We start from the raw sequence: 25,488 nt of genomic DNA on the forward strand, positions 1-25,488 counted from the left end.
GCCGACCGCCGCGGCGTCGGGCTCGCCGCCGCGGGCGGCCGGGCCGCCGTGGTGCCGGAGGCGGCCGGGCTTCGCCGTACCGGTACGGGTACGGCGGCGACGGTGGCCGGCGCGGTGCCCGGCGCCGACGGTTCCTCGGCGCTGCCGGTACCGGTGCGGGAGCCGCCTCCGGGCGCGGCCGGGGCCGAGGCGCTGGGCGCGGGCGATGAGTCGACCCGGCTCGCGGGCTCGTCCTCCCTCTGCGGCACCGGCAGCCAGGGCGCGTCGGAGCTGCCGGAGAGCAGGGTGACACCGATGACGGCGGCGTACCCCGCGCAGAGCCCGGCGACCAGCAGGCCGAGGCGGCGGAAGGTACGGCTGCGGCGGCCTGACTCGTCCACGAACACCGGGCGGTCCGAGGCACCGGCGGGCTCGGGGCCGGCGGCCCGGACGGAGTCGAGCTGGACGGTCACCTCGTGCGGGTCGTGGGCTCCCGGGGCGGACCGGGCGGGCAGCGGCGCCGTCCGGTCGGTGCCGGAGGGGCGGAACTCGGCCGCCGTGCGCGGGGTCCCCAGGCGCGGGAGCAGCGCTGTGGCGTCGGCCCCGGCGAGGGCGGCCGGACCGCCCCGGAGTATCTCCGTCGCCGCGGACACCCCCGCGTCGGACGGGCGTACGACGCGCGGGAACGCGGCGCGTCCCGCGCCCGGCCGGCCCCCGTGCGGTGGCGCCAGCTCGGCCTCCACGACGGTTCCGGTTTCCGGGAAAGACTGGGTTGAACCCCCTGTCACCTGCATGTATCGTGCCGCCGAGGCCACGTCGGGCCATTCCGGTCGGCGTTCTTCCCGCCACTGATCCATGTGCGCGCATCCCCCCACGGGACTGTTCCGGGGAGCGCCGGCGACCCCGAGCACACGTCGTCCGGACCAGGCCCCCACCCGGTCCGAGCGCCCCCCTCTACCCCAGTGCTCGGGTCCGAAAAATGTAGCGCAAGGTGAGTTCCCGTGTGCGCGGAGTGTCAGAAGGCACGGCTCATCACCTCGAAATCCGTGGCCGGAATCCATCGGTCGTCCGGGGGCGACAGCCATCTCTCGGCACGCGCCAGTTCGGCCGACGCCGCCTTCAGCGCGTCCAGCGCGGGATGGACCAGCCCCTTCCGCCACACCAGCGAGACGGGCGAAAGCGGAACCGGATCGACCAGCGGCCGCAGCTCCGCGCCCGGCATGGCCGGAAAATCCACCACCGCGAGCACCGGCATCCGCGTCGCCGCCATCACCCGGGTGAACTCCTCGGCCCCGAGAACCACCGGATGGGGTGATGCCAGCCGGATGCCGCGTCCCTCGAAGAGCTGACGTGCGAGCTCGGTCCACTCCCGCGTGCCGGGGTGGCCCGCGCCGGCGTACACCGTCTCTCCGGCGAGCGCCCCGAGCGGCACCTCGGGCAGTTTGGCCAACGGGTGGTCCTCGGGCAGCAGCACCGCCATCTGCTCGTAGCGCACGGGTTGCTGGGCGAGGCCGGAGCGCAGTGCCGGGTCCAGACCGGCGTAGCGGCCGAAGGAGGCGTCCAGCCGCCCGGCGAGCAGCGCGGCCGCAGCTCCGGTGAGCCCGCGCTCGTAGCGGGCCAGCAGCTCGTGCCCGACGGCGAGTTCGCGGGCCCGGAGCAGCACCCGGTGGGCGGTCAGGGGGCCTTCGGAGTTGACGTCGACCAGCAGCGGGCGAGCGGTGCCGAAGGCGGCGAGGAGGTCGTCCTGGGCGGCGAGCACCCGCCGGGCGTGCGGGAGCAGGCGCTCGCCGTCCGCGGTGAGCGTCACCTGCCGGGTGGTACGGACGAACAGCTCGGCGCTCAGCTCCCGTTCGAGTCGCCGTACGTCCCGGCTGAGCGCCTGCTGGGCGACGTAGAGCCGGGCGGCGGCGCGGGTGAAGTGCAGTTCCTCGGCGACGGCCACGAAAGCGCGCAGCAGCCGGGGGTCGATCGCGGGAGGCATGGCAGCGAACTTACAACGCGGATGCGTGAATCGGGGCGGAACAGGTGTTGGACCGGTGCCGGGCGCACGGGAGAGCGTGAGCGGCATGTCCACGCCTACCGCACCGGCCTACCGCCGGCTCTTCACCCGCCCCGGCACCGTCGCCTTCACCACCGGCAACCTGCTCGCCCGCCTCCCGGTGGGGATGGCCGGGGTGAGCGCGGTGGTGATGATCGCCGGTGCCCGCGGCTCGTACGCCCTGGCCGGTGCGGTGAGCGCGACCGGGCTGGTGGCGAGCGGGCTCGCGGGACCCCGGCTGGCCCGCCTGGTCGACCGGTACGGGCAGGCCATGGTGGCCCGGCCCGCGACCCTGGTGGCGGTGCTCGGCGCCCTCGCCCTGCTGCTGTGCGTGCGCTACGACGCCCCCGACTGGACGCTGTTCGCCGCGTACGCCTTCTCGGCGGCCACGCCCAACATCGGCGGACTGTCCCGCGCCCGCTGGGCGCACCTGCTGCGCGACGATCCGGGAGCCCGGCACACCGCGAACTCCTTCGAGCAGGCCGCCGACGAGCTGTGCTTCATGCTGGGCCCGGCCCTGGCGTCCTTCCTGACCGGCACCTTCTTCCCTGAGGCGGGCACCCTCGCCGGGGCGGCGCTGCTCGCGGCCGGAATGCTGCTGTTCACCGCGCAGCGCGCGACCGAGCCCCCGCCGAGCCCACGCACCAGGGCGCCGTCCCCGCTGCGTGCCCCCGGCGTCCGGGCCCTGCTGGTGTGCTTCACCGCGACCGGGGCGGTGTTCGGGTCGATGGAGGTCGTCACGGTGGCGTACGCCGACGCCCAGGGGCAGCGTGCGCTGGCCGGGGTCGTGCTCGCGCTCCAGGCGGCGGGATCGTGCGCGGCGGGCCTGCTGTACGGGGCGCTGCCCCCTCGTCCCGCCGCGCGGCGCCTCGGGCGGTGCCTGGCCGCGATGGCCGCGCTGATGACGCTGCCCTGGCTCGCGGCCACCACCGGCTCGCTGTGGGTGCTGGCGGGTGCCCTCCTGGTGGCGGGCACGGCGACCGCGCCGACCATGGTCACGGCGATGATCCTGGTCCAGGAGCGCACCCCGGAGGGCCGGCTCAACGAGGGCATGAGCCTGGTCGTGACCGCTCTGCTCACCGGCATCGCCTGCGGCTCGGCCTGCGGCGGCTGGGCGGCGGACCACCTCGGCGCGGGCGCGGCCTACGCGATACCGGCGCTGGCGGCGTTGACGTCCTGTCTGTTCCACCGTGCGCTGCGCGGCACCCGGTGAAAAGACGAAGGCCCCGCCGCTCGACGCGACGGGGCCTTCGCCCACATGGGTTCCGGAGGCCCGAGGGCCTCCCGATCGTGGAGATGGCGGGAATCGAACCCGCGTCCACCGGTGCAGAAACAGGGCTTCTCCGTGTGCAGTCCGCTTCGATTTTCTCGGCCCCGGAGATCACGCGGACAAGTCTCCGACGGGCTCAGTCACTGTTTGGTTTCCCTCTTCACCCCGTGACCGGGATCAAGGTTTAGTTCCCTAGCTGATGCCAGGATCCGGGTCGGGAACAGCCCCGGGCTGACACTTCGCAAGTCGCTACTTAGGCAGCGAGGGCGAAGGAATCGCGCTTGGTGTTGGCGATTATTTTTTGCGACATATGGTTTACGAGATCATTGCCGCTTCCTCGACACGCTTCCCCTGCTTCGACATCCGCTGTCGAAACCGATCATCCCCATGTTGTTTTTTCAATGCCCCCCGCAGGAGGCGGCGCACCCTCGATGGAGTGCTGTGCCATCGTACGTGACCAACGCGGGAGTGTGCCAGCTTATTCCCGCGGGCCCGGTCAGACGCCGCGCTGCTTGCGCTTGGCGGCCGCGATGGCCCGGTCCGACTCGCGCCGGTCCTGCTTCTCGCGCAGGGTCTGCCGCTTGTCGTACTCCTTCTTGCCGCGTGCCAACGCGATCTCCGCCTTGGCCCGGCCGTCCTTGAAGTACAGGGCGAGGGGGACGATGGTGTGGCCCGTCTCCTGGGACTTCGCCTCCAGCTTGTCGATCTCCTCGCGGTGCAGCAGCAGCTTGCGCTTGCGGCGCACGGCGTGGTTGGTCCAGGTGCCCTGGCTGTACTCGGGGATGTGGGCGTTGTGCAGCCACGCCTCGTTCCCGTCGATCTGGACGAACCCGTCGGCCAGCGAGGCGCGGCCCTGGCGCAGCGACTTCACCTCGGTGCCGGACAGCACGATCCCGGCCTCGTAGGTGTCGATGATCGCGTAGTCGTGCCGGGCCTTCTTGTTCTGGGCGACGAGCTTGCGCTTGCCGTCCTTGACCTTGCCCTTGGCGGAGGCCGCCTGCTTGGGCTGGGACTCCTTCGGTACGTACATTCCCTTGCTCATAGTGCCGCCCATTTTCGCACCATGGAGGGGGGCGGAGGGAAGCGGATTAGGGGCGGGATCAGGGGTCGCTCAGGGGCTGTCGGGGGTCGCCCAGGCCGGTGAGGACCGTTTCCGCGCGCTTGAGGGCGCTCGGGCCCGGCTCCAGGTCCGGGGTGATGCCCCGGCCGTCGACGGCGTGGCCGGAGGGAGTGCGGTAGTGGCCGACGGTCAGTTCGGCCACCGAGCCGTCCGGCAGGGCGGTCGGCATCTGGACCGACCCCTTGCCGAAGGTGCGCGAGCCGATCACCACGGCCCGGCCCCGGTCCTGGAGGGCGCCGGTGAGCAGTTCGGCGGCGCTCATCGTGCCGCCGTCGACCAGGGTGACCAGCGGGCGGGCGGTGTCCCCGCCGGAGGAGGCGTGCAGGGCGCGCTGGGCGCCGTCCACGTCGTAGGTGGCGACCAGGCCGCCGTCGAGGAAGCAGGAGGCGGTGGCGACGGCCTCGGTGACCAGGCCGCCGGAGTTGCCGCGCAGGTCGAGCACGACCCCGCTGCGGGCCGGAGCGCGCCGCACGGCGTCCCGCACGGCCCTGGCGGAGCCCTTGGTGAAGGCGGACACCCGGACCACGACGACCCCGGCGAACGGATCGGTGACGGTCACCGGGTCGGTGGAGAGCCGGGCCCGGTGCAGGGTCCGGGACCAGGAGTCGGCGCCGCGCTGGATGCCGACGGTGACCGGGGTGCCGGCGGAGGCGTCCTCGGCGTCGCCGCGCAGCAGGGAGACCACCTCGGTGACCGGCCGCCCGTCCACGCCGCGCCCGTCGACGCTGCGCAGCCGGTCGCCCTCGCGGATGCCGGCGTCGGCGGCGGGCGAGTGGGACCGTACGCGGCTCACGGTGACCCGCCCGTCGCGGCCGCGCTTCGCCCACAACCCGACGCCGGTGTACTCGCCGTCCAGGGAGTCGCGGAACTCGGCGTACTCGTCCTCGGAGTAGACGGCGGCCCAGCGGTCTCCGCTGCGGCTGACGGCCTGCTCGGCGGCCTCGGTGGGCGACTCGCCCTTCGCCATCGCCTCGGCGGCGGCCCGGCGCACGTCCTCGGGGCGGGGCTTCCCGGTGGCCCGGCTCCCCTCGGCGGAAGGGGCGTCGGTGTCCATGCGGCGGGCCTGCGCGGTGTCCGGCAGGGAGCCCGTGACGGCCCCCGCGGTCAGCACTCCGGCGAACACCAGTGTCAGGGCGGCCCCGCGGCGTTTGCGGCGGGGCTGGCGGAACAGGTCGTTGCCTGACATGGCGGTGAGTCTAGGACAACACGAAGGGCCGTACAGACGGATGTCTGTACGGCCCTCTTGGCATGTGTCACACCTTCAGGTACTTGCGCAACGCGAAGAACGCCGCCAGCGAAGGCATCAGCACGCTCGTCGCGAGGATCAGCGGCAGCTTGGTCAACACCGAGTCCCAGCCGATGAAGTTGATGAGGGTCAGCTTGCTGGACAGGGCCATGCCGTGGTCGATGGTGAAGTACCGGCCCAGCACCAGGAAGACGCACGCGAGGCTGCCGCCGATCAGCCCGGCGACCGCGGCCTCCATGATGAACGGCGCCTGGATGTAGAACCCGGAGGCGCCGACCAGCCGCATGATCCCGGTCTCCCGGCGGCGGCTGAACGCGGACACCCGCACGGTGTTGACGATCAGCAGCAGCGCGACGAACAGCATCAGCGCCATCAGGAACAGCGCGGCCCGGTTCATCAGGTTGAGCAGCTGGAAGAGGTTGTCGAGGATGCTCCGCTGGTCCTGCACCGACTGCACACCGGCCCGCCCGTTGAACGCGGTGGCGATCACCTGGTACTTCTGCGGGTCCTTGAGCTTGATCCGGTACGACTCCTGCATCTGGTCCGGCGTCAGCGAGCTGGCCAGCGGGGAGTTGCCGAACTGCTCCTTGTAGTGCTTGTAGGCGGTGTCCTGCGACTCGTAGGTCACCTTCTCCACGATGGAGGACATCTTGCCGAGGTCCGCCTGGATCTGCTTCTTCTGGTCCTCGGTGGCCGCGCCCTTGGCGCAGTTGACGTCCGACTGGGCGTCGCTCTTGTTGCAGAGGAAGATCGAGACGTTGACCTTGTCGTACCAGTAGCCCTTCATGGTGCTCACCTGGTCGCTCATCATCAGGGAGCCGCCGAAGAGGGCCAGGGACAGGGCGACGGAGACGATGACGGCGAAGGTCATCGTCAGGTTGCGTCGGAGGCCGACACCGATCTCCGACATGACGAACTGGGCGCGCATGGCGTCTGGTCAAGCCTTTCCGCTTAGTGCTGGTAGCCGTAGACGCCGCGGGCCTGGTCGCGCACGAGGCGGCCCTTCTCCAGCTCGATGACGCGCTTGCGCATCTGGTCCACGATGTTCTGGTCGTGCGTCGCCATGATGACGGTGGTGCCCGTCCGGTTGATGCGGTCGAGCAGCTTCATGATGCCGACGGAGGTCTGCGGGTCGAGGTTGCCGGTGGGCTCGTCGGCGATCAGCAGCTTGGGGCGGTTGACGAACGCCCGCGCGATGGCGACGCGTTGCTGCTCACCGCCGGACAGCTCGCCCGGCATGCGGTCCTCCTTGCCGCCGAGCCCGACGAGGTCGAGCACCTGGGGCACGGACTTGCGGATCTCGCCGCGGGACTTGCCGATGACCTCCTGCGCGAAGGCCACGTTCTCCGCGACCGTCTTGTTGGGCAGCAGGCGGAAGTCCTGGAAGACCGTCCCGAGCTGGCGGCGCATCTGCGGCACCTTCCAGTTGGACAGCCGGGCGAGGTCCTTGCCGAGGACGTGCACCTGGCCGTGGCTGCACCGCTCCTCGCGGAGCACCAGCCGGAGGAAGGTCGACTTGCCGGAGCCGGACGACCCCACGAGGAAGACGAACTCGCCCTTCTCCACTTCCAGGGACACCTCCCTGAGGGCGGGGCGGGTCTGCTTGGGGTAGACCTTGGAGACACTGTCGAATCGGATCACGGATGCACCACGGGTCGCCGGGGGATGATGAGCGTGACCATACGCGAACCGGGAGTGCCTACGCAGGGCCCGGTCGCGTTGGGAGAGACTTGTGCGTTTTTGTACGGGGCGTTCGGCCGGGCGGCTCTCCCCCGCTTTTCCGGAGCGACCGCGCCCTTTCGGGGGGAACCTGGCAGAGTGGAGAGGGAACGTTCTCGTTCCCGTCGGCGTTGTACGGGGTCGAGGGCCTGGCACGAGGAGGGCGAGCGCATGACGTACGACCGGTTGGTGTGCGCGAACTGCGCGGCGCCCGTGAGCGAGGGGCGCTGCCCGGTGTGCCGGGCGAGTCGTGAGCGGCTCCAGCAGCAGGCGGGGTTCCTTGGCGGAGTGAGCCCGGCGGCGCTGGTCGCACTGATGATTGCGCTGATCGCGCTGACGGCGCTGCTCGCGCACCAGACCGTCTAGGTCATCTCCCAGGGACGGTCTCCCTGACGCGGGAAAGGGCCCGGAGCGGATGCTCCGGGCCCTTTCCCCACTCCGCCGAGGTTGCGCGAAGTGACCTTTCGGCTACCCTCAGGCGGCCGCACCGCCGCCGCGGTTGCCCGCCAGGCGCGGCAGGACACGGAAGGCGACACCGCCCGCGATCATCGTCGCGGCGCCGACCAGCAGGAACATGGTCTCCCCCGCACCGGTCTCGGCAAGCTGCTTGCCGTTGCCGGTCTGCTGCGGAGCGGTGTCCGAGCCGGTGTCGGTGAGGGCGGAGGTGCCCTCCTCCTGGGAGACGTTGTCGTTGCCGCCGTCGGGGATGGTGCCGGGACCGGCGTCACCGGAGGTGCCGCTTCCGCCCGTGGCGGACCCGCCGGTCGTGCCGCCGGTGGAGTCATCGCCGCCCGTGGTGGACCCACCGGAGGTGGAACCGCCCGTGGTGGAGGACCCGCCGGTGGAGCCGCCGGTGGTCGAGCCACCGCCGGTCGTGTCACCGCCCGTGGTGGAGCCGCCCGTGGTGGAGCCGCCCGTGGTGTCACCACCGGTCGTGTCACCGCCCGTGGTGTCGCCACCCGTCGTGTCGCCACCCGTGGTGTCGCCACCGGTCGTGTCACCGCCCGTGGTGTCGCCACCGGTCGTGTCACCACCGGTCGTGTCACCGCCCGTGGTGTCACCGCCCGTCGTGTCGCCACCCGTGGTGTCACCGCCGGAGGAGTCGCCGCCCCCGATCACGCCACCGATGACACCGCCGATGGTGTCACCGCCGGTGGTGTCACCGCCGGTGGTGTCACCGCCGGTGGTGCCCTCGGTACCGCCCTCGGTGCCACCGTCCGTGCCGGGGTCCGGGTCGGTGCAGGCGACAAGGACACCGCAGGTCGGGTCGGGCTCGGGCTGACCCGGGTCGGCGGAGGCCACGCCGGCCACCATCAGCGAGGCGCCGGCGGCCATCACGGCGCCGGCGGCTATGCGTGCGACGCGGACACGCGTCTTGTTCGTCATATGGTTGCTACCCCCAGTAGCTGTTGTCGATGTGGCGGCGCATGGGGCGGGCCGTGCTCGACGGAGGCAGCTGACGACACCGGCGCCGGCTCTCGGCCGGCACCTGGCACTCTCCCGTTCCCCCGGTTCACATGCGCCCCACGGATACGCATGCCGCGCCTCACCTTTCCCATTTTTTTAAGCAAGGTCAAGGCCGTTGCGGGCGCAATGTCCTGGGAGGGGCGCGTTTGGCGGGAGTTGGTTGATCCGACTGTGACCTAATGCCCACACATAAAACAACTGCCGCCCGCTGGGCGGCAGTTGTCAGAGGTTGTCATGTCGACAAACTTACTTCTCCTGCTGCTTGCGCCAGCGAATCCCGGCCTCCAGGAAGCCGTCGATCTCGCCGTCGAGCACGGACTGCGGGTTGCCAACCTCGAACTCGGTGCGCAGGTCCTTGACCATCTGGTAGGGGTGCAGGACGTACGACCGCATCTGGTTGCCCCAGGAGCTGCCGCCGTCGCCCTTGAGGGCGTCCATCTTGGCGCGCTCCTCCTGCCGCTGGCGCTCCAGCAGCTTGGCCTGCAGCACGTTCATGGCGGTGGCCTTGTTCTGGATCTGCGAGCGCTCGTTCTGGCAGGAGACCACGATGCCGGTGGGGAGGTGCGTGAGGCGGACGGCGGAGTCCGTCGTGTTCACGCCCTGGCCGCCGGGACCCGAGGAGCGGTACACGTCGACACGCAGGTCCGACTCGTCGATCTCGACGTGGTCGGTCTGCTCCACGACCGGGAGCACCTCGACGCCCGCGAAGGAGGTCTGCCGGCGGCCCTGGTTGTCGAAGGGTGAGATGCGCACCAGGCGGTGCGTGCCCTGCTCGACGGAGAGCGTGCCGTAGGCGTACGGGATCTGGACGGCGAAGGTGGTCGACTTGATGCCGGCCTCCTCGGCGTACGACGTCTCGTAGATCTCCGTCTTGTAGCCGTGCCGCTCCGCCCAGCGGAGGTACATGCGCTGGAGCTGCTCGGCGAAGTCGGCGGCGTCGACGCCGCCCGCCTCGGCGCGGATGTTGACCAGCGCCTCGCGGGAGTCGTACTCGCCGGAGAGGAGGGTACGGACCTCCATCTCGTCCAGCGCCTTCTTCACCGCGGTCAGCTCGGACTCGGCCTCGGCGCGGGTGTCCGGGTCGTCCTCCTCCTCGGCCATCTCGAAGAGCACGGCGAGATCGTCGATCCGGCCGCGCAGCCCCTCGGCCTTCCTGACCTCGGCCTGGAGGTGGGAGAGCTTGCTGGTGATCTTCTGCGCCTCGTCCGGGTTGTCCCAGAGGGACGGCGCGGCCGCCTGCTCCTCGAGCACGGCGATGTCTGCCCTCATCCTGTCGAGGTCCAGGACGGCCTCGATCGACTCCATGGTCGAGGAGAGGGACTTCAGCTCTTCGGATACATCGACGACTGCCACGCCCCCAGCGTAACGGCTCCGCCGCTGCGGTAGGTCGCCGACGGTCGGGCCCACGACGGTGCGGGGTGTCACCCGCGGCGTATCAGGGGCTGCCGCGGCCCCCGGCCCCCGCCGCCGGCCCCAAGGGGCCCCGTCCTCGGGCGCCGGACGGGCGCGACGTGCCTGACCTGGGCCGGACGGTCCCCGCGCTCACGGTGCAGAAGTGCCGCTCTGCGCCGGAGCGGGCGCCTCGTCCCCGTCGCTCGTGGCCGCCCACGCGCCCGCTCCGACCGCTGCCGCCAGCAGGACTCCCGCCACGGTCAGCGTGATTCTGCGCCGCCGGGCCGCCGCCCTGTGGCGGGCCGAGCCGGGGCGGGGGGCTCCGGCAGGACGCGGGGCGCGAGCCGTTCCGTGGGCGCCGCCGGCCAGCTCGTCGGGGGCCGGTACGCGCATGGAGGTGTGGGTGTCACGGTTGGAGTCGGGTTTGGTGCCGGGGACGAGGGAGACGGCGCCTCGGCGGCGGACCGGTTCGCCGGCGGGGACGGGGGCCGGGGTCTCCTCCGGGGCGGCCTCGGGGTCGGGCTCGTCGACCTCCAGCGGAGGGATGCCCTCGAGGGTGGGGAGCTGTTCGCGCAGGCGGGCGGCGAGTTCGGAGGCCCGCAGCCGGGAGGCGGGTCCCTTGGCGAGGCACTGCACGATGAGCTGCCACAGCTCCTCGGGGATGCCGGGCAGCGGGACGACGGTCTCGGTGACGTGCCGCCGCAGCACCGCGCCGGGGTGCCCGCCGCCGAAGGGCGTGAATCCGGCGAGCAGCTCGTACAGCACGGTGGCGAGAGCGTAGATGTCGACGGCCGCGCGCGGGGGCAGTCCCTCGACGATCTCGGGGGCGAGGTAGTCGGGTGTGCCGATGATCTTCGTGGCGCGGGTGCGCCGGGGCGAGTCGATGAGCTTGGCCACGCCGAAGTCGGTGAGCAGCGCCGGGTGGGCGCCGCCGGGGCCGAGCGGGCCGCGCATGTCGAGGAGGATGTTCTCGGGCTTGACGTCCCGGTGGACGACACCGGCCGCGTGCGCGGCGGCGAGGCCGTCCGCGACGTCGGCGACGATCGCCACGGCGGCCTCCGGTGCGAGACGGCGCTCGCGCTCCAGGCGGGTACGCAGATCGGTGCCGCGCACGATGTCCATGACGAGGGCGAGGTCGTTGCCGTCCACCACCAGGTCCCGCACGGTCACGATGTGCGGGTGCTCCAGGCCCAGCAGCGCGGTCCGCTCCTGCACGAAGCGGCCGACCAGCTCCTGGTCGGAGGCGAGGTCCTCGCGCAGCATCTTGATGGCGACGGGCCCGTCCGGTCCCTCACCCAGCCACACTGTCCCGGCGCTGCCCCGCCCCAGGATCTGGTTGGCGGTGTACCGGCTGCCGATCTTCCGTGCCAAGACTGCTCCCACAGACGCGTGTTGCCCCGGTCGACAAAACTACGCGCCCGCCGGCCCCGCCTTCACCGCGGAGCCGGAAATCACCCGCTGGGTGTCGACAAATCCACAGAGCCGGCTCCGCGGGCGGCCCTCAGTTGCCGCCGGCGGAACTGTCCAGGCTCTTGAACCAGTCGGCGACGGAGCCGGCCCAGTCGCTCACCTGGTCCCAGTAGCCCTTGCCCTGGCCGACCCAGGTGTGCAGCGGAGTCAGCTCCCAGATCAGCCAGCTCGCCACGACCAGGATGAGAAGCGTGAAGAGGCAGCCCTTGAGACAGCCCAGACCAGGGATCTTCATCGGGTTGGCGCTGCGCTGCCGGGGCGGCCGGGGCTCACGCGCGGGTCGCTGCGGCTCCGGGGCGTACCGCTGGGGCTGCGGGGCGTACCGCTGGGGCTGCGGCGGCGGGGAGTACTGCTGCGGCTGCGGGGTCGAGCGCCGGGGCGCCGGGCGCTGCTGCGGCTGCTGCTGACGGGGCTGCTGGGGCTGGTGCTGCGGGCGGGCGGCCTGCCGCTGGGGGCGGCGGCGCAGCGGGTCCTCGTCCGGGTCGAGGTACTGGACCTGGGTCTGCTCGTTGCGGTCGCGGGCCGCGCGGAGCTGGGTCTGCCAGGGATGCGGCTGGTCCGGGTTCTGGGCGCTGTGCTGGTTCTGCCCGTAGGGGTCCTGCGGGTCGTGCCGGCCCGGGGGCACCGGGGGCATGACCGTGGTGGGGTCGGCTGCACCGGTGCTCGGGAGGACGGTGGTCGGGTCGGCGGCGCCCTGCGGGCCGGAGGTGTGCGGCAGGAAGCTGGTGGCCGCGTTGGGGTCGTAGGCCGCCTGCGCGGTGTTCGGAGGCAGTACCTGGGTGGCGGCACTGGCGTCGGGGGCGCCGGGCACGTCCGGCACGGGGGCCGGGGCGGGGTCGGGCGCGAGGAGGGCGGCGACGCCCTCGGCCGCGGCGATCTGCGCCGGGTCGGCGTGCACCCCGACGCCCTCGGCGACCACGCGCAGGGCGCGGGCGAGGTTCTCGGCGCCGGGCCGCTGCTCCGGGTTCTTGCGCAGGCAGCGCTCTATCACCGTCCACAGCGGGTCGGGGATGGTGGAGGGACGGCGCGGCTCGGCGCTGAGGTGCTGGTGCAGCACCTCCAGGGCGGTGGCGCCGGAGAACGGCGGCCGGCCGGTGACCAGCTCGTAGAGCAGGATGCCGGCGCCGTAGACGTCGACGGCGGAGGTCTGCGGGCGGCCCTCGGCGGACTCCGGGGCGACGTAGGCCGGAGTGCCGACGAACTCGTGGGTGCGGGTCAGGCCGGGCGAGTCGGCCAGCCGGGCGATGCCGAAGTCGGTCAGCATCGGGTGCATCCGGCCGTCGTACTGGCGCAGCAGCACGTTGGCGGGCTTCAGGTCGCGGTGGACGACGCCGTCGGCGTGGCTGGCGGCGAGCGCGTCGGCGACCTGGGCGGTGAGCAGGGAGGCGGCCACGGGCGAGAAGGGGCCGTTCTCCCGCAGGTAGCGGTGCAGGTCGGGGCCCTCGACGAGGTCCATGACGAGCGCCAGCAGATCACCCTCGACGACCAGGTCGCGGACCCGGACGATGTTGGGGTGGGTGAGCCGGAGCAGTACGGAGCGCTCGCGCAGGAAGCGCATCACGATGTCCGGGTCGCTCGCCAGCTCCTCCTTGAGGACCTTGATGGCGACCGTCTCGCCGGGCTGTCCCGCCACGGCCGCCTCGGCGCCCGCCGTCTCCCGCTGGCGGGCGCGCCAGACGGTGCCCGTGGCGCCGCGTCCGAGCGGCTCCTCGAGCAGGTACTTGCTGCCGACTGGCCGCACGTCACGCGCTCCCTGCTGCTTGCTCGCTGATTGCCGCCGGGGTGTTCCGGCGTTCCGACCACTGTAGTGGCCCCTCCGTGGGCCGCCTCCTGAGTACTACGCGCGGTTTCCGGTCCGCGTTCGTCCGTGTTCGATGGAAAGACGCTCACCTCGGTCCGCGGGTTGCCGGTCTCCGGCACGTGACCGATCTCAAGTGATCGCCGCCGCGTCACCGGTCAGGCACTTTTGGGGGCAGAGCTGACCAATCAAGATCACTTCGCACCGGGACGCGGGCGGGCGGGCCGCGACAGGTGCGAGGATGCGTGCAGTACTGGCCTACGTGCCCGTGCGGAGTGGGGGACCTCCGCGGCCGGGCGGAAGGGACCGCTGACGGCGATGCAGATCCGGCTGACCGTCGTAGATCCGCAGGGCGCGTCCCCGGGGCGGGGCGGCGCCGCGACGCGCGACGTGCTGGTCACCGCGCCCACCGGCACCGAGCTGGCGGCGGTGGCGCCCGCGCTGGCCTCGGCGGTCACCGGCGAGAGCGGGGCCGGCCGGGACGGCGGCGCTCCCGTGGTGCTGTACGCGGGTACCGACCGCCTGGACCCGCGCCGGCACACCGTCGGCGAGCCCCCGCTGGTCGACGGCGCGGTGCTGTCGCTGGGCATCCCGGCGGCCCCGGAGCCGCATCCCGAGCTGGACGACGCCCCGACCCAGCTCCACGTGGTCGCGGGCCCGGACGCGGGCGGGGTCCATCTGCTGCACGGCGGCCGGATAACCGTGGGCCGCTCCGCCGACGCCGACGTCCCCCTGGACGACCCCGACGTGTCCCGCCTGCACTGCGCGGTCACGGTCACCGCCGAGGGCCGGGTCTCGGTCGCCGACCTCGACTCCACCAACGGCACCACGCTGGACGGCGCCCGCGTCACCGGCCGCCCGCTGCGTTTTCCGCCGGGCGGCCTGCTGCGCCTGGGTGAGTCCGCGCTCAGGGTGACCCCGTCGGGAGGACCCGCGGCCCGGGTGCGCACGGCGGCGGACGGCGAGGGCTGCGTCCGGGTGCCTCTCGGGGAGGACCCGGAGGCCCGCCCCTGGGAGACCCCCGGCAGAGCCCCGGCCGCGACCGCGCCGGTCGGCCCGGCCGGGCCGACCGGGCACGCCTTCGGCACCGCCGCACGGATCGGCGCCGAGCGCGCGGAGCGGACCGCCGTACCCGAGCAGGGCCGGGCGCCCCGGATCGAGAGCCGGGCCCCCGGCCACCCCGCAAGCGGGTACCGGGAGCACGACACCCGCACCGGCCTCCGCCCGGACGACGTCCACCCCGACGAGCTGGACTCCCCCACCCGCAGGGGCACCCCCCTTCAGGACACCGACCTACCCGTCCGCCGCCGGGGCATCGGCGCCTGGGCACGCAGGCTGGCCGGCGGCCGGGGCGAGCACCCCGCCGCCGAGGAGGCGCCGTACGCCGAAGTGGCACCCGTGGCGCCGTCCGGGACGTTCCGTCGCCCGGAGACCTGGCCGGACCCGGCCGCGCTGCTGCTGACGGCGCTCGGCCCGGGACCGAGGCTCTGGGAGCGGGGTCCGGGACACCACGAGGCGCTGGCCGTGCGGCTCGGCACCGCCGACCGGACCGCACCGGACGGCTCGGCGCTGCCCGCGGTGCCGGTGACGGCCGCGCTGCGCGAGGCGGGCTCCCTGGGCCTGGCCGGTCCGCGCCCCCGGCTCGCGGGGCTGGCCCGCGCGGTACTGGCGCAGCTGGCCGCGCTGCACTCGCCGGACCTGCTGGAGATCGTGCTGATCAGTGCGGACCGCGCCCGCCCGGTGGAGGAGCGCACCGCCGAGTGGTCCTGGCTCGGCTGGCTGCCGCACGTCCGGCCGGGCCACGGCCAGGACTGCCGGCTGCTGCTGGCCTACGACCGCGAACAGGCCGCGGCCCGCACCGGCGAGCTGCTGCGCCGCGTCGAGTCCCTCACCGACCCCTCCTCCTTCCGGCCCGGCCCGGCCGGGCATCGGGGGCCTTACACGGTGGTCGTGGTGGACGGCGACCCCGGTGGCTCGGCGCTGCGGGAGGACGTGGCGCGGCTGGCGGTGGGCGGGCCGCGTGCCGGGGTGCACGTGGTGTGCCTGGCCGAGACCGCCCCCGCCTCCCCCGTCTCACCGCTGGCGCAGACCTACGAGGCGGCCTGCGCGGTGACGCCCACCTTCCGCGAGTGCGGCGCGGTGGCGCTGCTCAGCGGGGACGTGGCGACCGCGCTGCGGCTGATGCGGGTGGCGCCGACCGGCCCGGTGGGACCGGGCACCCTCGCCGCCGTGGACGCGGTGTCGCCCGCCTGGGCCGAGCGGTTCGCGAGGGCGCTGGCCCCGCTGCGCCCGGACGCCCCGGGCGGCGACCGGGACACGCGCGTGGCGGTGCCGCTGCCGCTGTCGGCCCGGCTGCTGGACGAACTGGGGCTGGCCCGTGCCACCCCGGCCTCGCTGATGGCCCGCTGGGCGGACGCGGCCGACGACGCCGAGTCGCTGGGCGGCCGGGCCCGCGCGGTGCTGGGCGCCGGTCCTCGTGGTCCGGTCACCGCCGATCTGGTGGCCGACGGTCCGCACCTGCTCGTCGAGGGCCCGCCCGGCAGCGGCCGTACGGAGCTGCTGCGGTCGGTGGTGGCCTCACTGGCCGCCGCCGAGCGACCGGACCGGCTCGGCATGGTGCTGATCGACGGCCGGGACGGCGTCGGCACCGCCGCCGGGGCCGGCGAGGGGCTGCGGTCGTGTACCGACATACCGCATGTGACCACTCACCTGATCGCCAACGACCCGGTGCGCATGCGGGAGTTCGCCCAGTCGCTGAGCGCGGAGCTGAAGCGCCGGGCGGAGCTGGTCGGGCTGACCGACTTCGCGCACTGGCACACCGCGCACGAGGTGTCCGGCCGGATGGTCGCCCAGCGCGGCCCCGGCGGCCGCGTCCAGGGCGACGGTGACCTGGAGACGCCTCCCACCTCCACGCTGCGGCTGCGGCCCGGCGCCGCCCGGCGGCGCACCGAGGCGGCGCCCCCGCTGCCCCGGCTGGTGGTCGTGGTGGACGACCTGGACGCCCTGGTCTCCCCCGCGCTCGGCTCGCCGGGCCGGCCCGCCGCCGGGTCGGTGGTGCGGGCACTGGAGGCGGTGGCCCGCGAGGGCGAGCGGCTCGGCGTGCACCTGGTGACCGTGTCCGGCACGGGCGGCCGCGCGGCGGAGACGGAACCGGTGCGGCGGGCCACCCTGCGGGTGACGCTGGACGCGCCCTCGGGCGGACGCGGTGCGAGTCCCGCCGAGCGGGGCGCGGAGGGCGAACCGGCTCCGGGCCGCGGGATGCTGGCGTACCCGGACGGCCGGGTCACCGGGATGCAGGGCGGCCGGGTGACGGGCCGCATCCCGCGCACCGCGACCCAGCGGCCGACCGTGCTGCCGCTCGACTGGCAGCGGATGGGCGACCCTCCCACCCGGCGCCCGGTGCGCGAGCTGGGCAACGGCCCCACCGACCTGGCCCTGCTGGCGAGCGCGGTGGAGCGGGCGGCCCGTCAGGTGTCGGCCGGTCAGGTGCCCTCGCTGCTCTGAGCGCACGGCGCCGGAATTCCTCCTCCCGGATGCGCATACCCCGATGATCACGAGCCGGTCACGATGCGTGTCCGGACCGTGCCGGTGCTCTTGCCGCACCGGGGCGGCCCGGCGTACACCGGAGCGCACACGCAGAGTTCAGGCGTTCAACGCGGAACGACGAACGGGGAAGTGATGCGCGAGCCGAGCGACACCATTCGAGGACACCGGGCCGGCGCCGCCGTCGCCGCGCTGCTGGCGGGAGCCCTCGCGCTCACCGCCTGCTCCGGCGGTGACGGCGGGACGAAGGACACCGACGAGGGGGGCGGCGGAGCCACCGGTTCCACGGTCACCCTGCCGAAGCTGAACGGCACGGAACTCGAGGTCGCCGCCGTCTGGACCGGCACCGAGCAGGCGAACTTCAAGAAGGTGCTGGCGGAGTTCGAGAAGCGCACGGGCGCGAAGGTGACGTTCGTGCCCGCGCAGGACCCGATCATCAACTTCCTCGGTTCCAAGATCGCGGGAGGGCAGCCGCCGGACGTGGCGCTGCTGCCGCAGCCGGGCGCGATCAAGCAGGCGGTCGAGAAGAAGTGGGCCAAGCCGCTCGGCCCGGACGCCGTGAAGGAGCTGTCGAAGAACTACTCGCAGGGCTGGCAGGACATCGGCAAGGTCGACGGCAAGCCGTACGGCGTCTACTACAAGGCCGCCAACAAGTCGCTGATCTGGTACAACGCGCCCGTCTTCGAGAACGCGGGCGCCAAGGAGCCGAAGACCTGGGCCGAGCTGCTGACCGCCGCGCAGGCGGTGTACGACTCCGGTGTCACCCCCTTCTCGGTGGGCGGCGCGGACGGCTGGACGCTGACCGACTGGTTCGAGAACGTCTACCTCTCCCAGGCGGGGCCGGAGAAGTACGACCAGCTCGCCAAGCACGAGATCAAGTGGACCGACCCCTCGGTGAAGCGGGCGCTCACCACGCTCGCCCAGATCTGGGGCAAGAAGGACTACGTGGCGGGCGGCGCGGACGGCGCGCTGCAGACCGAGTTCCCGGCCTCGGTGACCCAGACCTTCACCGGCGGCGACCAGCCGAAGGCCGCGATGGTCTACGAGGGCGACTTCGCTCAGGTCAACATCGGTGAGACCAAGGCGAAGGTGGGCGCGGACGCCAAGGTCTTCCCCTTCCCGTCGGTCGGCTCGACCGCGCCGGTGGTCTCCGGCGGTGACGCGGCGGTGATCCTGAAGGACTCCAAGGGCGCCCAGGCGCTGGCGACCTTCCTGGCGTCCCCGGACGCGGCGACGGTTCAGGCCAGGCTCGGCGGCTATCTGTCGCCGAACAAGAACGTGCCGGACTCGGCCTACCCGAACGAGACCCAGCGCACCATCGCCAAGGCGCTCGTCAAGTCCGGGGACGACTTCCGCTTCGACATGTCCGACCAGGCGCCCCAGGCGTTCGGCGGCACGCCCGGCAAGGGCGAGTGGAAGGACCTCCAGGACTTCCTGAAGAACCCGAAGGACGTCGCGGGCACCCAGGCGAGGCTGGAGAAGGACGCGGCGGCCGCGTACGGGAACGGGGGCTGATCCGGTCATGGCATCGGCAGCGGCGGCCGGGGCCCCTCCGGGCCCGGCCGCGCCGAAGAGCCGCAGGAGCGTGACCGGGACGCGCAAGGTGGTGGCGGCACTCTTCCTGCTGCCGGCCCTGGTGCTGCTCGGCGCGCTCGTGCTGTACCCGATCGGGTACTCGCTGGTCCGCAGTCTCTACGACTCCTCGGGCGGCCGGTTCGCCGGACTGGACAACTACCGGGCGCTGTTCACGGACGACGGCATCCGCACCGCGCTCAAGAACAACGTGATCTGGGTGGTGTTCGCGCCCACCGTCTCCACCGCGCTCGGCCTGGTCTTCGCCGTGCTGACCGAACGGGTGCGCTGGGGAACGGCGTTCAAGCTGGTCGTCTTCATGCCGATGGCGATCTCGATGCTGGCCGCCGGGATCATCTTCCGGCTGGTGTACGACCAGGACCCGGACAAGGGTGTCGCCAACGCGGTGTGGGTCGGGGTGCACGACTCCTTCGCCCAGTCGTCGGCGTTCCCCAAGGCGCACCCGGGCCGTGAGTCGCCCCTGGCCGGACAGGGTGGCGCCTTCGTCACCAAGGACCCGGTGAAGGCGGGCACCCCGGTCGCGCTGCCCATGGTCGGCGTGGCCCCGGACCAGTTCCCGGACGACGCGAAGCGGGCCGTCGCCGCCCGGCCGGAGCCGGGGAAGGTCACCGGCACGGTCTGGCAGGACTTCACCCGCGGCAAGGGCGTCGGGAAGCTCGGTGCCCCGGATGCGTCCGAGCGCGGGTACGCCGGGATGCGGATCGAGGCCGTGAAGGACGGCCAGGTCGTGGCCTCGGCGAAGGCCGCCGGGGACGGCACCTTCACCCTGCCCGCCTCGGCGGACGGGGCCCGGCTGCGGCTGCCCGCCGCCAACTTCAAGGAGGCCTACAACGGCGTCGACTGGCTCGGCCCGGCCCTGGTGACCCCGGCGATCATCGGCTCCTACGTCTGGATGTGGGCGGGCTTCGCCATGGTGCTGATCGCGGCGGGCCTCGCCGGGGTGCCGAGGGAACTGCTGGAACAGGCGAGGGTGGACGGTGCCACTGAATGGCAGGTGTTCCGCAAGGTGACCGTGCCGCTGCTCGCACCGGTGCTCGCGGTCGTCACCGTCACGCTGATGATCAACGTGCTGAAGGTGTTCGACCTCGTCTACATCATCGCGCCGGGCTCGTCCCAGGACGACGCGAACGTGCTGGCGCTGGAGCTGTACCGCAAGGGCTTCTCCGAGGGGCGGCCCGGTGTGGCCAGCGCCATCGCGGTGTTCCTGCTGCTGCTGGTGATCCCGGTGATGCTGTTCAACATCCGCAGGCTGCGGCGGGAGGGCCGGCGATGAGCACGCACACGGAGAGCGCGGGGCGGGTGCGCGAGCTTCCCGCCGGGGACGCCGCGGGAGGCCGGCGTTCACTGGGCGCCCGGCTGGTCCAGGGGCTGGGCGGCGGCCTGGTGCGGTTCGTCCTGGTCGTGGTGGCCCTGTTCTGGCTGGTGCCGACGATCGGGCTGCTGGTCTCCTCGCTGCGCTCGCCGGACGACATGAACGCGAGCGGCTGGTGGACGGTGTTCACCGAGCCGTCGAAGCTGACCTTCGAGAGCTACGGCAAGCTGCTGGAGAACGGCGACATCACCCACTCCCTCGTCAACACCGTGCTGATCACGGTCCCGGCGACGTTGGGCGTGGTGGTGATCGGTTCGCTGGCCGCCTACGCGTTCGCGTGGATGGAGTTCCCCGGCCGCGACTGGTGGTTCCTCGGCGTGGTCGCGCTGCTGGTGGTGCCGGTGCAGGTGGCGCTCATCCCGATCGCCGAACTCTTCGGCACCGTCGGGCTGTTCGGCTCGATCCTGGGCGTGGTGCTGTTCCACATCGGGTTCGGGCTGCCGTTCGCGGTGTTCCTGCTGCGGAACTTCTTCGCGGAGATCCCGCGCGAGCTGCTGGAGGCGGCCCGGCTGGACGGCGCGGGCGAACTCCGTTTGTTCGCGCGGGTGGTGATGCCGCTCGCCGCGCCCGCCATCGCGAGCCTCGGCATCTTCCAGTTCCTGTGGGTGTGGAACGACATGCTGGTGGCGCTGGTGTTCACCAAGTCCGGCTCCCAGCCGATCACGGTGGCGCTCCAGACCCAGGTACGGCAGTTCGGGAACAACATCGACGTGCTCGCGCCCGGCGCGTTCCTGTCGATGGTGATCCCGCTGGCCGTGTTCTTCGCCTTCCAGCGGCAGTTCGTGTCCGGGGTGATGGCGGGGGCGGTCAAGTAACCGGTTCCGCAAAGGTGTTGCCCGGGGGATACCGCACGGTTCCCCCGGGCGTCCCCCGTATGCCGTAGGGGCCGTAACCAACGTCCCCGGGCGGCCGTTGCCGGGCTGAAGGCCCGCGCCGACCGACCCATGGATGTGCCTTGCCCAGGTTCAGCGTCATCGTCCCCGCGTACCAGGTCCAGGCGTACCTCGCCGAGTGCCTGGACTCGGTGCTCGCGCAGTCGTATCCGGACTTCGAGCTGATCGCGGTGGACGACCGCTCGCCGGACGGCTGCGGCGCGATCATCGACGAGTACGCGGCCCGCGACCCCCGTGTGCGGGCCGTGCACCTCCCGGAGAACGCGGGCCTCGGCCCCGCCCGCAACGCCGGGATCGACGAGGCGCGCGGTGACTACCTGCTCTTCCTCGACGGCGACGACACCCTCACCCCGCACTCCCTGCGCGCGGTGGCGGACCGTCTCGCGGCGACCGGCGGGCCGGACGTGCTGGTCTTCGACTACGCCCGCACCCACTGGGACGGCACGACCCTGCGCAACCGGCTGGCGGACCGTCTCACCGAGGACGGCCCGGCCCCCTTCACCCTGGCCGGCCGGCCGGGGCTGCTGCGGGTGCTGATGGTGGCGTGGAACAAGGCGTACCGCAGGGAGTTCGTCGCCCGCGAGGGCTTCCGGTTCCCGCCCGGCTACTACGAGGACACCCCCTGGACCTTCCCGGTGCTGATGGCGGCCGGGTCGATCGCCACGCTGGACCGGGTCTGCGTGCACTACCGCCAGCGCCGCGGGGGCAGCATCCTGCGCACCACCAGCCTCCGCCACTTCGACGTGTTCGACCAGTACGACCGGGTCTTCGCGTACCTGGCCGGGAGACCCGAACTGGAGTGCTGGCGACCTGAGCTGTACGCCCGCATGGTCGATCACCTCACCACGGTCGCCACCCGGCGGGACCGCCTGCCGCGCGGCAGCCACCCGGCGTTCCTGCGCCGGGCCCGCGCCCACTGCCGCCGCCACCGCGCCCCCGGCACCCCGGCACCCCCCGGCCTTCGTCGTGCCCTGGTCCGGCACGGCATGCACCGCGCCTTCCGCACCCTGCGCCTCGCCGCCGCGCTCCGCCGCCGCACCCGCGCCTCGGCCGCACGCGGGACGCGGAGGCTGCGCGCGGCCCTGCTGCGGCTGCACTACCGGGTGCAGCGGATGCTCCCCCTGCGCGCCGACCACGCCCTCTTCGCCGCCACCGCGGCCCCCGACCGCGGCTGCGACCCGAGCGCCCTGGAGGCCGCGTTCCGCGCGCACGCCCCGCACATCCGCACCGCCTGGCTCGGCCGCCCCGGCACCGCCGCCCACTTCACCGCGCTGGCCCGCTCCAAATACCTCGTGCACAACGCCGGCTTCGGGCCGGGCCTCGTCAAGCGCCCGGGCCAGGTGTTCGTGCAGACCCGGCAGGGCACCCCGCTCGGTCACACCGGCCTCGACCTCCGGGAACGTCCGGCGGCCGCCCCCGGCACGGACTTCGCCGGGCAACTGCGCGAGGTCGACCAGTGGGACTACGTCCTCTCCGGCAACCGGCACTCCACCCTGACCTGGGAGCGCGCCCACCCCGGCGGCTACACCACACTGGAGTACGGCAGTCCGCGCAACGACGCCTTCCAGCACGCCACTTCGGACGAGGTGACCCGGCTGCGCGCCCGTCTCGGCGTGCCGGAGGGGACGGTCGCCGTGCTGTACGTGCCCGCGCGCCGCGACCACCGGCGCACCCAGACCCCGCCGCTGGACCCCGGCCGGCTGCTCGGCCTCATGGGCCCCCGGTTCACCCTGCTCACCCGCGCCCCGCTCGGCGAGCCGGCCGCGGGGGCGGGCGCCCGGCTGCTCGACGTCTCCGCCCATCCCGACCTGCCGTCCCTGTGCCTGGCCTCGGACGCGCTGCTGACCGACTTCTCGCCGCTGATGTTCGACTACGCGGGGCTGGACCGCCCCGTGGTGCTGCACACCGGGGACTGGGACACCTTCCGCACGGTCCGGGGCGCCTACCTCGACCTGCTCGCCTGCCCGCCGGGACCGCTCGCCCGCACCGAGGAGGAGGTCGCGGACGTGTTCGTCTCCGGGCACTGGCGCGGGGTGCGCTCCGCCCGGCTGCGGGCCTCGTTCCGCGAACGCTTCTGCCCGTACGACGACGGCGACGCGGGCGAGCGGGTCGTCCGCCATGTGGTGCTGGGGCAGCCGGTGGTGCCTCCCGGTGCGCGCAGGCCGGTGCGGTCGGCGGCCGAGGGCCAGGTCAGGGCGCCGCTGGCGTCCGTGCCGCAACCTTCCGGCCCGCTCCCCGTCACCGAGGGCCGCTGAACACCGTTGGACCTTCCGGGAGTCTCCATGCCCCTCGGCACGACGCGGCCCACGCCGGCCCGGCCGTCCACCTGGCGCCCCGCCGGGCGGCCGGGCCGCGTCCGCAAGACGACAGAAAGAACAGCATGCCCCGCTTCAGCATCATCGTCCCCTCCCACGGGGTCCCGGGCCGGCTGTCGCAGGCCCTCGACTCGGTCCTCGACCAGTCCTTCGGCGACCTGGAACTGATCCCGGTCTGCGACTCACCCGACGCCCCGGCCGCCGCCGTGGCCGCCGGACACGCCGAGCGCGACCGGCGGGTGCTCCCGGTGAACTCGCCGCCTTCGGCCGGACTGAGCGGGGCGCGCAACGCCGGGCTGCGGGCCGCGCGCGGCGGGTACGTGCTGTTCCTGGACGGCGACGACCTGCTGCTGCCCGGCGCGCTCGCCGCCCTGGACCGGCGGCTGACCGAGACCGCCGGCGTCGACGTGCTCTACACCGGGTACGAGCGCGCGCCCTGGTGGGAGGGCGAGGCCGCCGACCCGGCCGGCCCGCTGCTGGCGAAGGCCCCCCAGGGCGCCTTCGCGCCCGGCGCGGCCCCCTGGCTCACCGGTGCCCGCTTCCCCGCCTGGAGCGCCTGCTACCGGCGCTCCTTCCTCACCGAACACGGACTCGCCTTCCCCGAGGGGCACTTCACCGACCTCGGCTGGGGCGGCCTGGTCGGCGTCGCCGCCGAACGGATCGCGGTGCTGCGCCGGGCGGTCGTACGGCACCGGGTCCGGCGCCAGGGCAGCAGGCTCAACACGCCCGGACCGCACCAGCACGACCTGCTGGACCAGGTGGACCTGGTGCTGTGCCGGGCGGCCGAGTCCGCGCTCCCGGCGGAGCGGGCCGGACAGCTCTTCGGACAGCTCTTCCTCCAGGTCCTGAAGACCGCGTCCCGCCCCGAGCGGCTCACGGAGGGGCACCGGGCGTTCTTCCGCCGCGCGGGACGGCTGTACCGCAGGCACCGCCCGGCGGGGTACCGGGTGCCCGGCGGGAGCCTCGGGGTGCAGCACCGGCTGCTGGCGGCGGGCGCGTACACCGCGTTCCGCGCGCTGCGCGGGGTCAACCGGGTGGCCGCCGGGGCGCTGCGCCGGCTGCCGAAACCGCGCATGCTGCGCACCCGGCTCCGCTACGCCCGCGCGCTGCGCCGTCCGCTCGATCCCGACCTGGCCGTGTACTGCGCCTACTGGGGCCGGGGGTACGCCTGCAACCCGGCCGCGATCCACGCCAAGGCCCGCGAACTGGCCCCGCACATCCGCTCGGTGTTCCTGGTGGAGGCCGACCAGGCGCACACCGTCCCCGAGGGCGTGGAGTACGCGGTGATCGGCTCGCGCCGGTACTGGGACGTCCTGGCCCGCGCCACGTACCTGATCAACAACGCCAACTTCGCCGAGGGTGTCGTCAAGCGTTCCGGCAGCATCCATCTGCAGACCCAGCACGGCACCCCGCTGAAGAAGATGGGCGTGGACCAGTCGACGCACCCGGTGGTGGCCGCGCGCTCGGGCAGCTTCACCAGGCTGCTGGGCCGGGTGGACCGCTGGGACTTCAACCTGTCGTCCAACCGGCACTCCACGCAGATGTGGGAGCGCGCCTTCCCCGGCTCCTACGAGCACCTGGAGTACGGCTACCCGCGCAACGACGTGTACGTGACGGCGACCGCCGACGACGTGGCCCGCGTCCGCCGCGAGCTGGGCGTCCCCGAGGGAGCCACGGCGGTGCTGTACGCGCCGACCCACCGCGACCACGCCACCGGCTTCGAACCGGGCCTGGACCTGGCCGCGTTCTGCGAGGCGGCCGGGGAGGACGTGGTGGTGCTGCTGCGCGCCCACTACTTCTACGACCGGGGAGCGGCCCGGAGTTCGGACCGGATCATCGACGTCACCGCGCACCGCTCGGCCGAGGACGTGTGCCTGGCGGCGGACGCGCTGATCACGGACTACTCCTCGATCATGTTCGACTACGCCAACCTGGACCGGCCGATCGTGGTGTTCGCGGACGACTGGGAGGTCTACCGCGAGACACGGGGCGTGTACTTCGACCTGATGGCCGAGGCACCGGGCCCGGTGGCGCGTACCCCGCAGGAGCTGGCGCGGGTGTTCCGCGAGGGCGAGTACCGCGGCGAGGAGTCCGCCGCGCGCCGGGCCGTGTTCCGGGAGCGCTTCTGCGAGTTCGACGACGGCCGCGCGGCCGAGCGGGTCGTACGCCGGGTGCTGCTCGGGGAGCCGCCCGAGGCGCTGCCGCCGGTGGTGCCGCTCGCCGGGCGTGTGCCCGCCCCCGCCGCCGCGTCCCTCGTGAGGAGCTGATCCGCC

The 25,488-nt window shown here is 73.3% G+C and carries 18 protein-coding genes and 1 other RNA gene; 8 read left to right on the plus strand and 11 right to left on the minus strand.

What is annotated here, in order from left to right; genetic code table 11:
* On the minus strand, positions 1–722 hold a 722-nt coding region (locus ACWCV3_RS25000; protein ID WP_451228270.1), incomplete at its 3' end, for a hypothetical protein.
* 272 nt (positions 723–994) lie between these two features.
* Positions 995–1,960, minus strand: a complete 966-nt coding sequence (locus tag ACWCV3_RS25005; RefSeq protein ID WP_451228273.1) for a LysR family transcriptional regulator — start codon at positions 1,958–1,960, stop codon at positions 995–997.
* Between the two features lie 85 nt (positions 1,961–2,045).
* On the opposite strand from ACWCV3_RS25005, the gene ACWCV3_RS25010 reads away from it, so the two are divergent.
* Positions 2,046–3,230 (plus strand): MFS transporter, encoded by a 1,185-nt coding sequence (locus tag ACWCV3_RS25010; protein ID WP_451228276.1) that lies wholly within the window; start codon positions 2,046–2,048, stop codon positions 3,228–3,230.
* Between the two features lie 75 nt (positions 3,231–3,305).
* On the opposite strand, the gene ssrA is transcribed toward ACWCV3_RS25010, so the two are convergent.
* From ssrA to ftsE, 5 genes are all read right to left on the minus strand, one after another.
* Positions 3,306–3,674, minus strand: a transfer-messenger RNA (tmRNA) gene (gene ssrA / locus ACWCV3_RS25015).
* Between the two features lie 109 nt (positions 3,675–3,783).
* Positions 3,784–4,329 carry an SsrA-binding protein SmpB gene (smpB, locus tag ACWCV3_RS25020; protein WP_451228279.1) on the minus strand — a complete coding sequence of 182 codons (546 nt, stop codon included), beginning with the start codon at positions 4,327–4,329 and terminating at the stop codon, positions 3,784–3,786.
* Positions 4,330–4,387: 58 nt separating this feature from the next.
* Positions 4,388–5,593, minus strand: a complete 1,206-nt coding sequence (locus ACWCV3_RS25025) for a S41 family peptidase (RefSeq protein WP_451228282.1) — start codon at positions 5,591–5,593, stop codon at positions 4,388–4,390.
* A gap of 67 nt (positions 5,594–5,660) precedes the next feature.
* The gene (gene ftsX, locus ACWCV3_RS25030; RefSeq protein ID WP_030810990.1) at positions 5,661–6,581 is read right to left on the minus strand and encodes a permease-like cell division protein FtsX; all 921 of its coding nucleotides are present in this window, start codon (positions 6,579–6,581) and stop codon (positions 5,661–5,663) included.
* A 23-nt stretch (positions 6,582–6,604) separates the two neighbouring features.
* Positions 6,605–7,294 carry a cell division ATP-binding protein FtsE gene (ftsE, locus tag ACWCV3_RS25035; protein WP_030810993.1) on the minus strand — a complete coding sequence of 230 codons (690 nt, stop codon included), beginning with the start codon at positions 7,292–7,294 and terminating at the stop codon, positions 6,605–6,607.
* A 249-nt stretch (positions 7,295–7,543) separates the two neighbouring features.
* Between ftsE and ACWCV3_RS25040 the strand changes: the two genes are divergently transcribed.
* Positions 7,544–7,738 carry a hypothetical protein gene (locus ACWCV3_RS25040; protein WP_451228287.1) on the plus strand — a complete coding sequence of 65 codons (195 nt, stop codon included), beginning with the start codon at positions 7,544–7,546 and terminating at the stop codon, positions 7,736–7,738.
* Between the two features lie 108 nt (positions 7,739–7,846).
* Here the strand turns inward: ACWCV3_RS25040 and ACWCV3_RS25045 are convergent, their stop codons facing one another.
* From ACWCV3_RS25045 to ACWCV3_RS25060, 4 genes are all read right to left on the minus strand, one after another.
* Positions 7,847–8,758, minus strand: a complete 912-nt coding sequence (locus ACWCV3_RS25045; RefSeq protein WP_451228290.1) for an LPXTG cell wall anchor domain-containing protein — start codon at positions 8,756–8,758, stop codon at positions 7,847–7,849.
* Positions 8,759–9,085: 327 nt separating this feature from the next.
* Positions 9,086–10,192: a peptide chain release factor 2 gene (prfB, locus tag ACWCV3_RS25050; protein ID WP_451228293.1), complete on the minus strand. Its 1,107-nt coding sequence runs from the start codon at positions 10,190–10,192 to the stop codon at positions 9,086–9,088.
* Between the two features lie 189 nt (positions 10,193–10,381).
* Positions 10,382–11,602 (minus strand): serine/threonine-protein kinase, encoded by a 1,221-nt coding sequence (locus ACWCV3_RS25055; RefSeq protein ID WP_451228295.1) that lies wholly within the window; start codon positions 11,600–11,602, stop codon positions 10,382–10,384.
* A gap of 130 nt (positions 11,603–11,732) precedes the next feature.
* Positions 11,733–13,442, minus strand: a complete 1,710-nt coding sequence (locus ACWCV3_RS25060) for a serine/threonine-protein kinase (RefSeq protein WP_451228298.1) — start codon at positions 13,440–13,442, stop codon at positions 11,733–11,735.
* Positions 13,443–13,817: 375 nt separating this feature from the next.
* On the opposite strand from ACWCV3_RS25060, the gene ACWCV3_RS25065 reads away from it, so the two are divergent.
* The 6 genes from ACWCV3_RS25065 to ACWCV3_RS25090 all read left to right on the plus strand — a co-directional run bounded on the left by ACWCV3_RS25065 (position 13,818) and on the right by ACWCV3_RS25090 (position 25,482).
* A complete protein-coding gene (locus ACWCV3_RS25065; protein WP_451228301.1) occupies positions 13,818–17,003 on the plus strand; it encodes an FHA domain-containing protein in 3,186 nt (1,061 codons plus the stop codon).
* Between the two features lie 174 nt (positions 17,004–17,177).
* On the plus strand, positions 17,178–18,557 hold the full coding sequence (locus tag ACWCV3_RS25070; RefSeq protein ID WP_451228304.1) for an ABC transporter substrate-binding protein: 1,380 nt from the start codon (positions 17,178–17,180) through the stop codon (positions 18,555–18,557).
* 7 nt (positions 18,558–18,564) lie between these two features.
* Positions 18,565–19,908, plus strand: coding sequence for a carbohydrate ABC transporter permease (locus ACWCV3_RS25075; RefSeq protein WP_451228307.1), 1,344 nt, complete (start codon positions 18,565–18,567; stop codon positions 19,906–19,908).
* On the plus strand, positions 19,905–20,822 hold the full coding sequence (locus tag ACWCV3_RS25080; protein WP_451228310.1) for a carbohydrate ABC transporter permease: 918 nt from the start codon (positions 19,905–19,907) through the stop codon (positions 20,820–20,822). The genes ACWCV3_RS25075 and ACWCV3_RS25080 overlap by 4 nt, the downstream gene beginning before the upstream one ends.
* Before the next feature lie 140 nt (positions 20,823–20,962).
* Positions 20,963–23,155: a bifunctional glycosyltransferase/CDP-glycerol:glycerophosphate glycerophosphotransferase gene (locus ACWCV3_RS25085; RefSeq protein ID WP_451228312.1), complete on the plus strand. Its 2,193-nt coding sequence runs from the start codon at positions 20,963–20,965 to the stop codon at positions 23,153–23,155.
* Between the two features lie 125 nt (positions 23,156–23,280).
* Positions 23,281–25,482, plus strand: coding sequence for a bifunctional glycosyltransferase/CDP-glycerol:glycerophosphate glycerophosphotransferase (locus ACWCV3_RS25090; protein WP_451228315.1), 2,202 nt, complete (start codon positions 23,281–23,283; stop codon positions 25,480–25,482).
* Positions 25,483–25,488 lie beyond the last annotated feature (6 nt).

The sequence above is a fragment of the Streptomyces sp. NPDC001781 genome (genome assembly GCF_053596035.1).

Excerpts from the sequence above, each read along its gene's own strand:
- ACWCV3_RS25090 (WP_451228315.1), top strand. The coding sequence starts at position 23,281 with ATGCCCCGCTTCAGCATCATCGTCCCCTCCCACGGGGTCCCGGGCCGG.
- ACWCV3_RS25025 (WP_451228282.1), bottom strand. The coding sequence starts at position 5,593 with ATGTCAGGCAACGACCTGTTCCGCCAGCCCCGCCGCAAACGCCGCGGG.
- ftsX (WP_030810990.1), bottom strand. The coding sequence starts at position 6,581 with ATGCGCGCCCAGTTCGTCATGTCGGAGATCGGTGTCGGCCTCCGACGC.
- ACWCV3_RS25045 (WP_451228290.1), bottom strand. The coding sequence starts at position 8,758 with ATGACGAACAAGACGCGTGTCCGCGTCGCACGCATAGCCGCCGGCGCC.
- ACWCV3_RS25070 (WP_451228304.1), top strand. The coding sequence starts at position 17,178 with ATGCGCGAGCCGAGCGACACCATTCGAGGACACCGGGCCGGCGCCGCC.
- ACWCV3_RS25065 (WP_451228301.1), top strand. The coding sequence starts at position 13,818 with ATGCAGATCCGGCTGACCGTCGTAGATCCGCAGGGCGCGTCCCCGGGG.
- ACWCV3_RS25080 (WP_451228310.1), top strand. The coding sequence starts at position 19,905 with ATGAGCACGCACACGGAGAGCGCGGGGCGGGTGCGCGAGCTTCCCGCC.
- smpB (WP_451228279.1), bottom strand. The coding sequence starts at position 4,329 with ATGAGCAAGGGAATGTACGTACCGAAGGAGTCCCAGCCCAAGCAGGCG.
- ACWCV3_RS25010 (WP_451228276.1), top strand. The coding sequence starts at position 2,046 with ATGTCCACGCCTACCGCACCGGCCTACCGCCGGCTCTTCACCCGCCCC.
- ACWCV3_RS25005 (WP_451228273.1), bottom strand. The coding sequence starts at position 1,960 with ATGCCTCCCGCGATCGACCCCCGGCTGCTGCGCGCTTTCGTGGCCGTC.
- ACWCV3_RS25040 (WP_451228287.1), top strand. The coding sequence starts at position 7,544 with ATGACGTACGACCGGTTGGTGTGCGCGAACTGCGCGGCGCCCGTGAGC.
- ACWCV3_RS25075 (WP_451228307.1), top strand. The coding sequence starts at position 18,565 with ATGGCATCGGCAGCGGCGGCCGGGGCCCCTCCGGGCCCGGCCGCGCCG.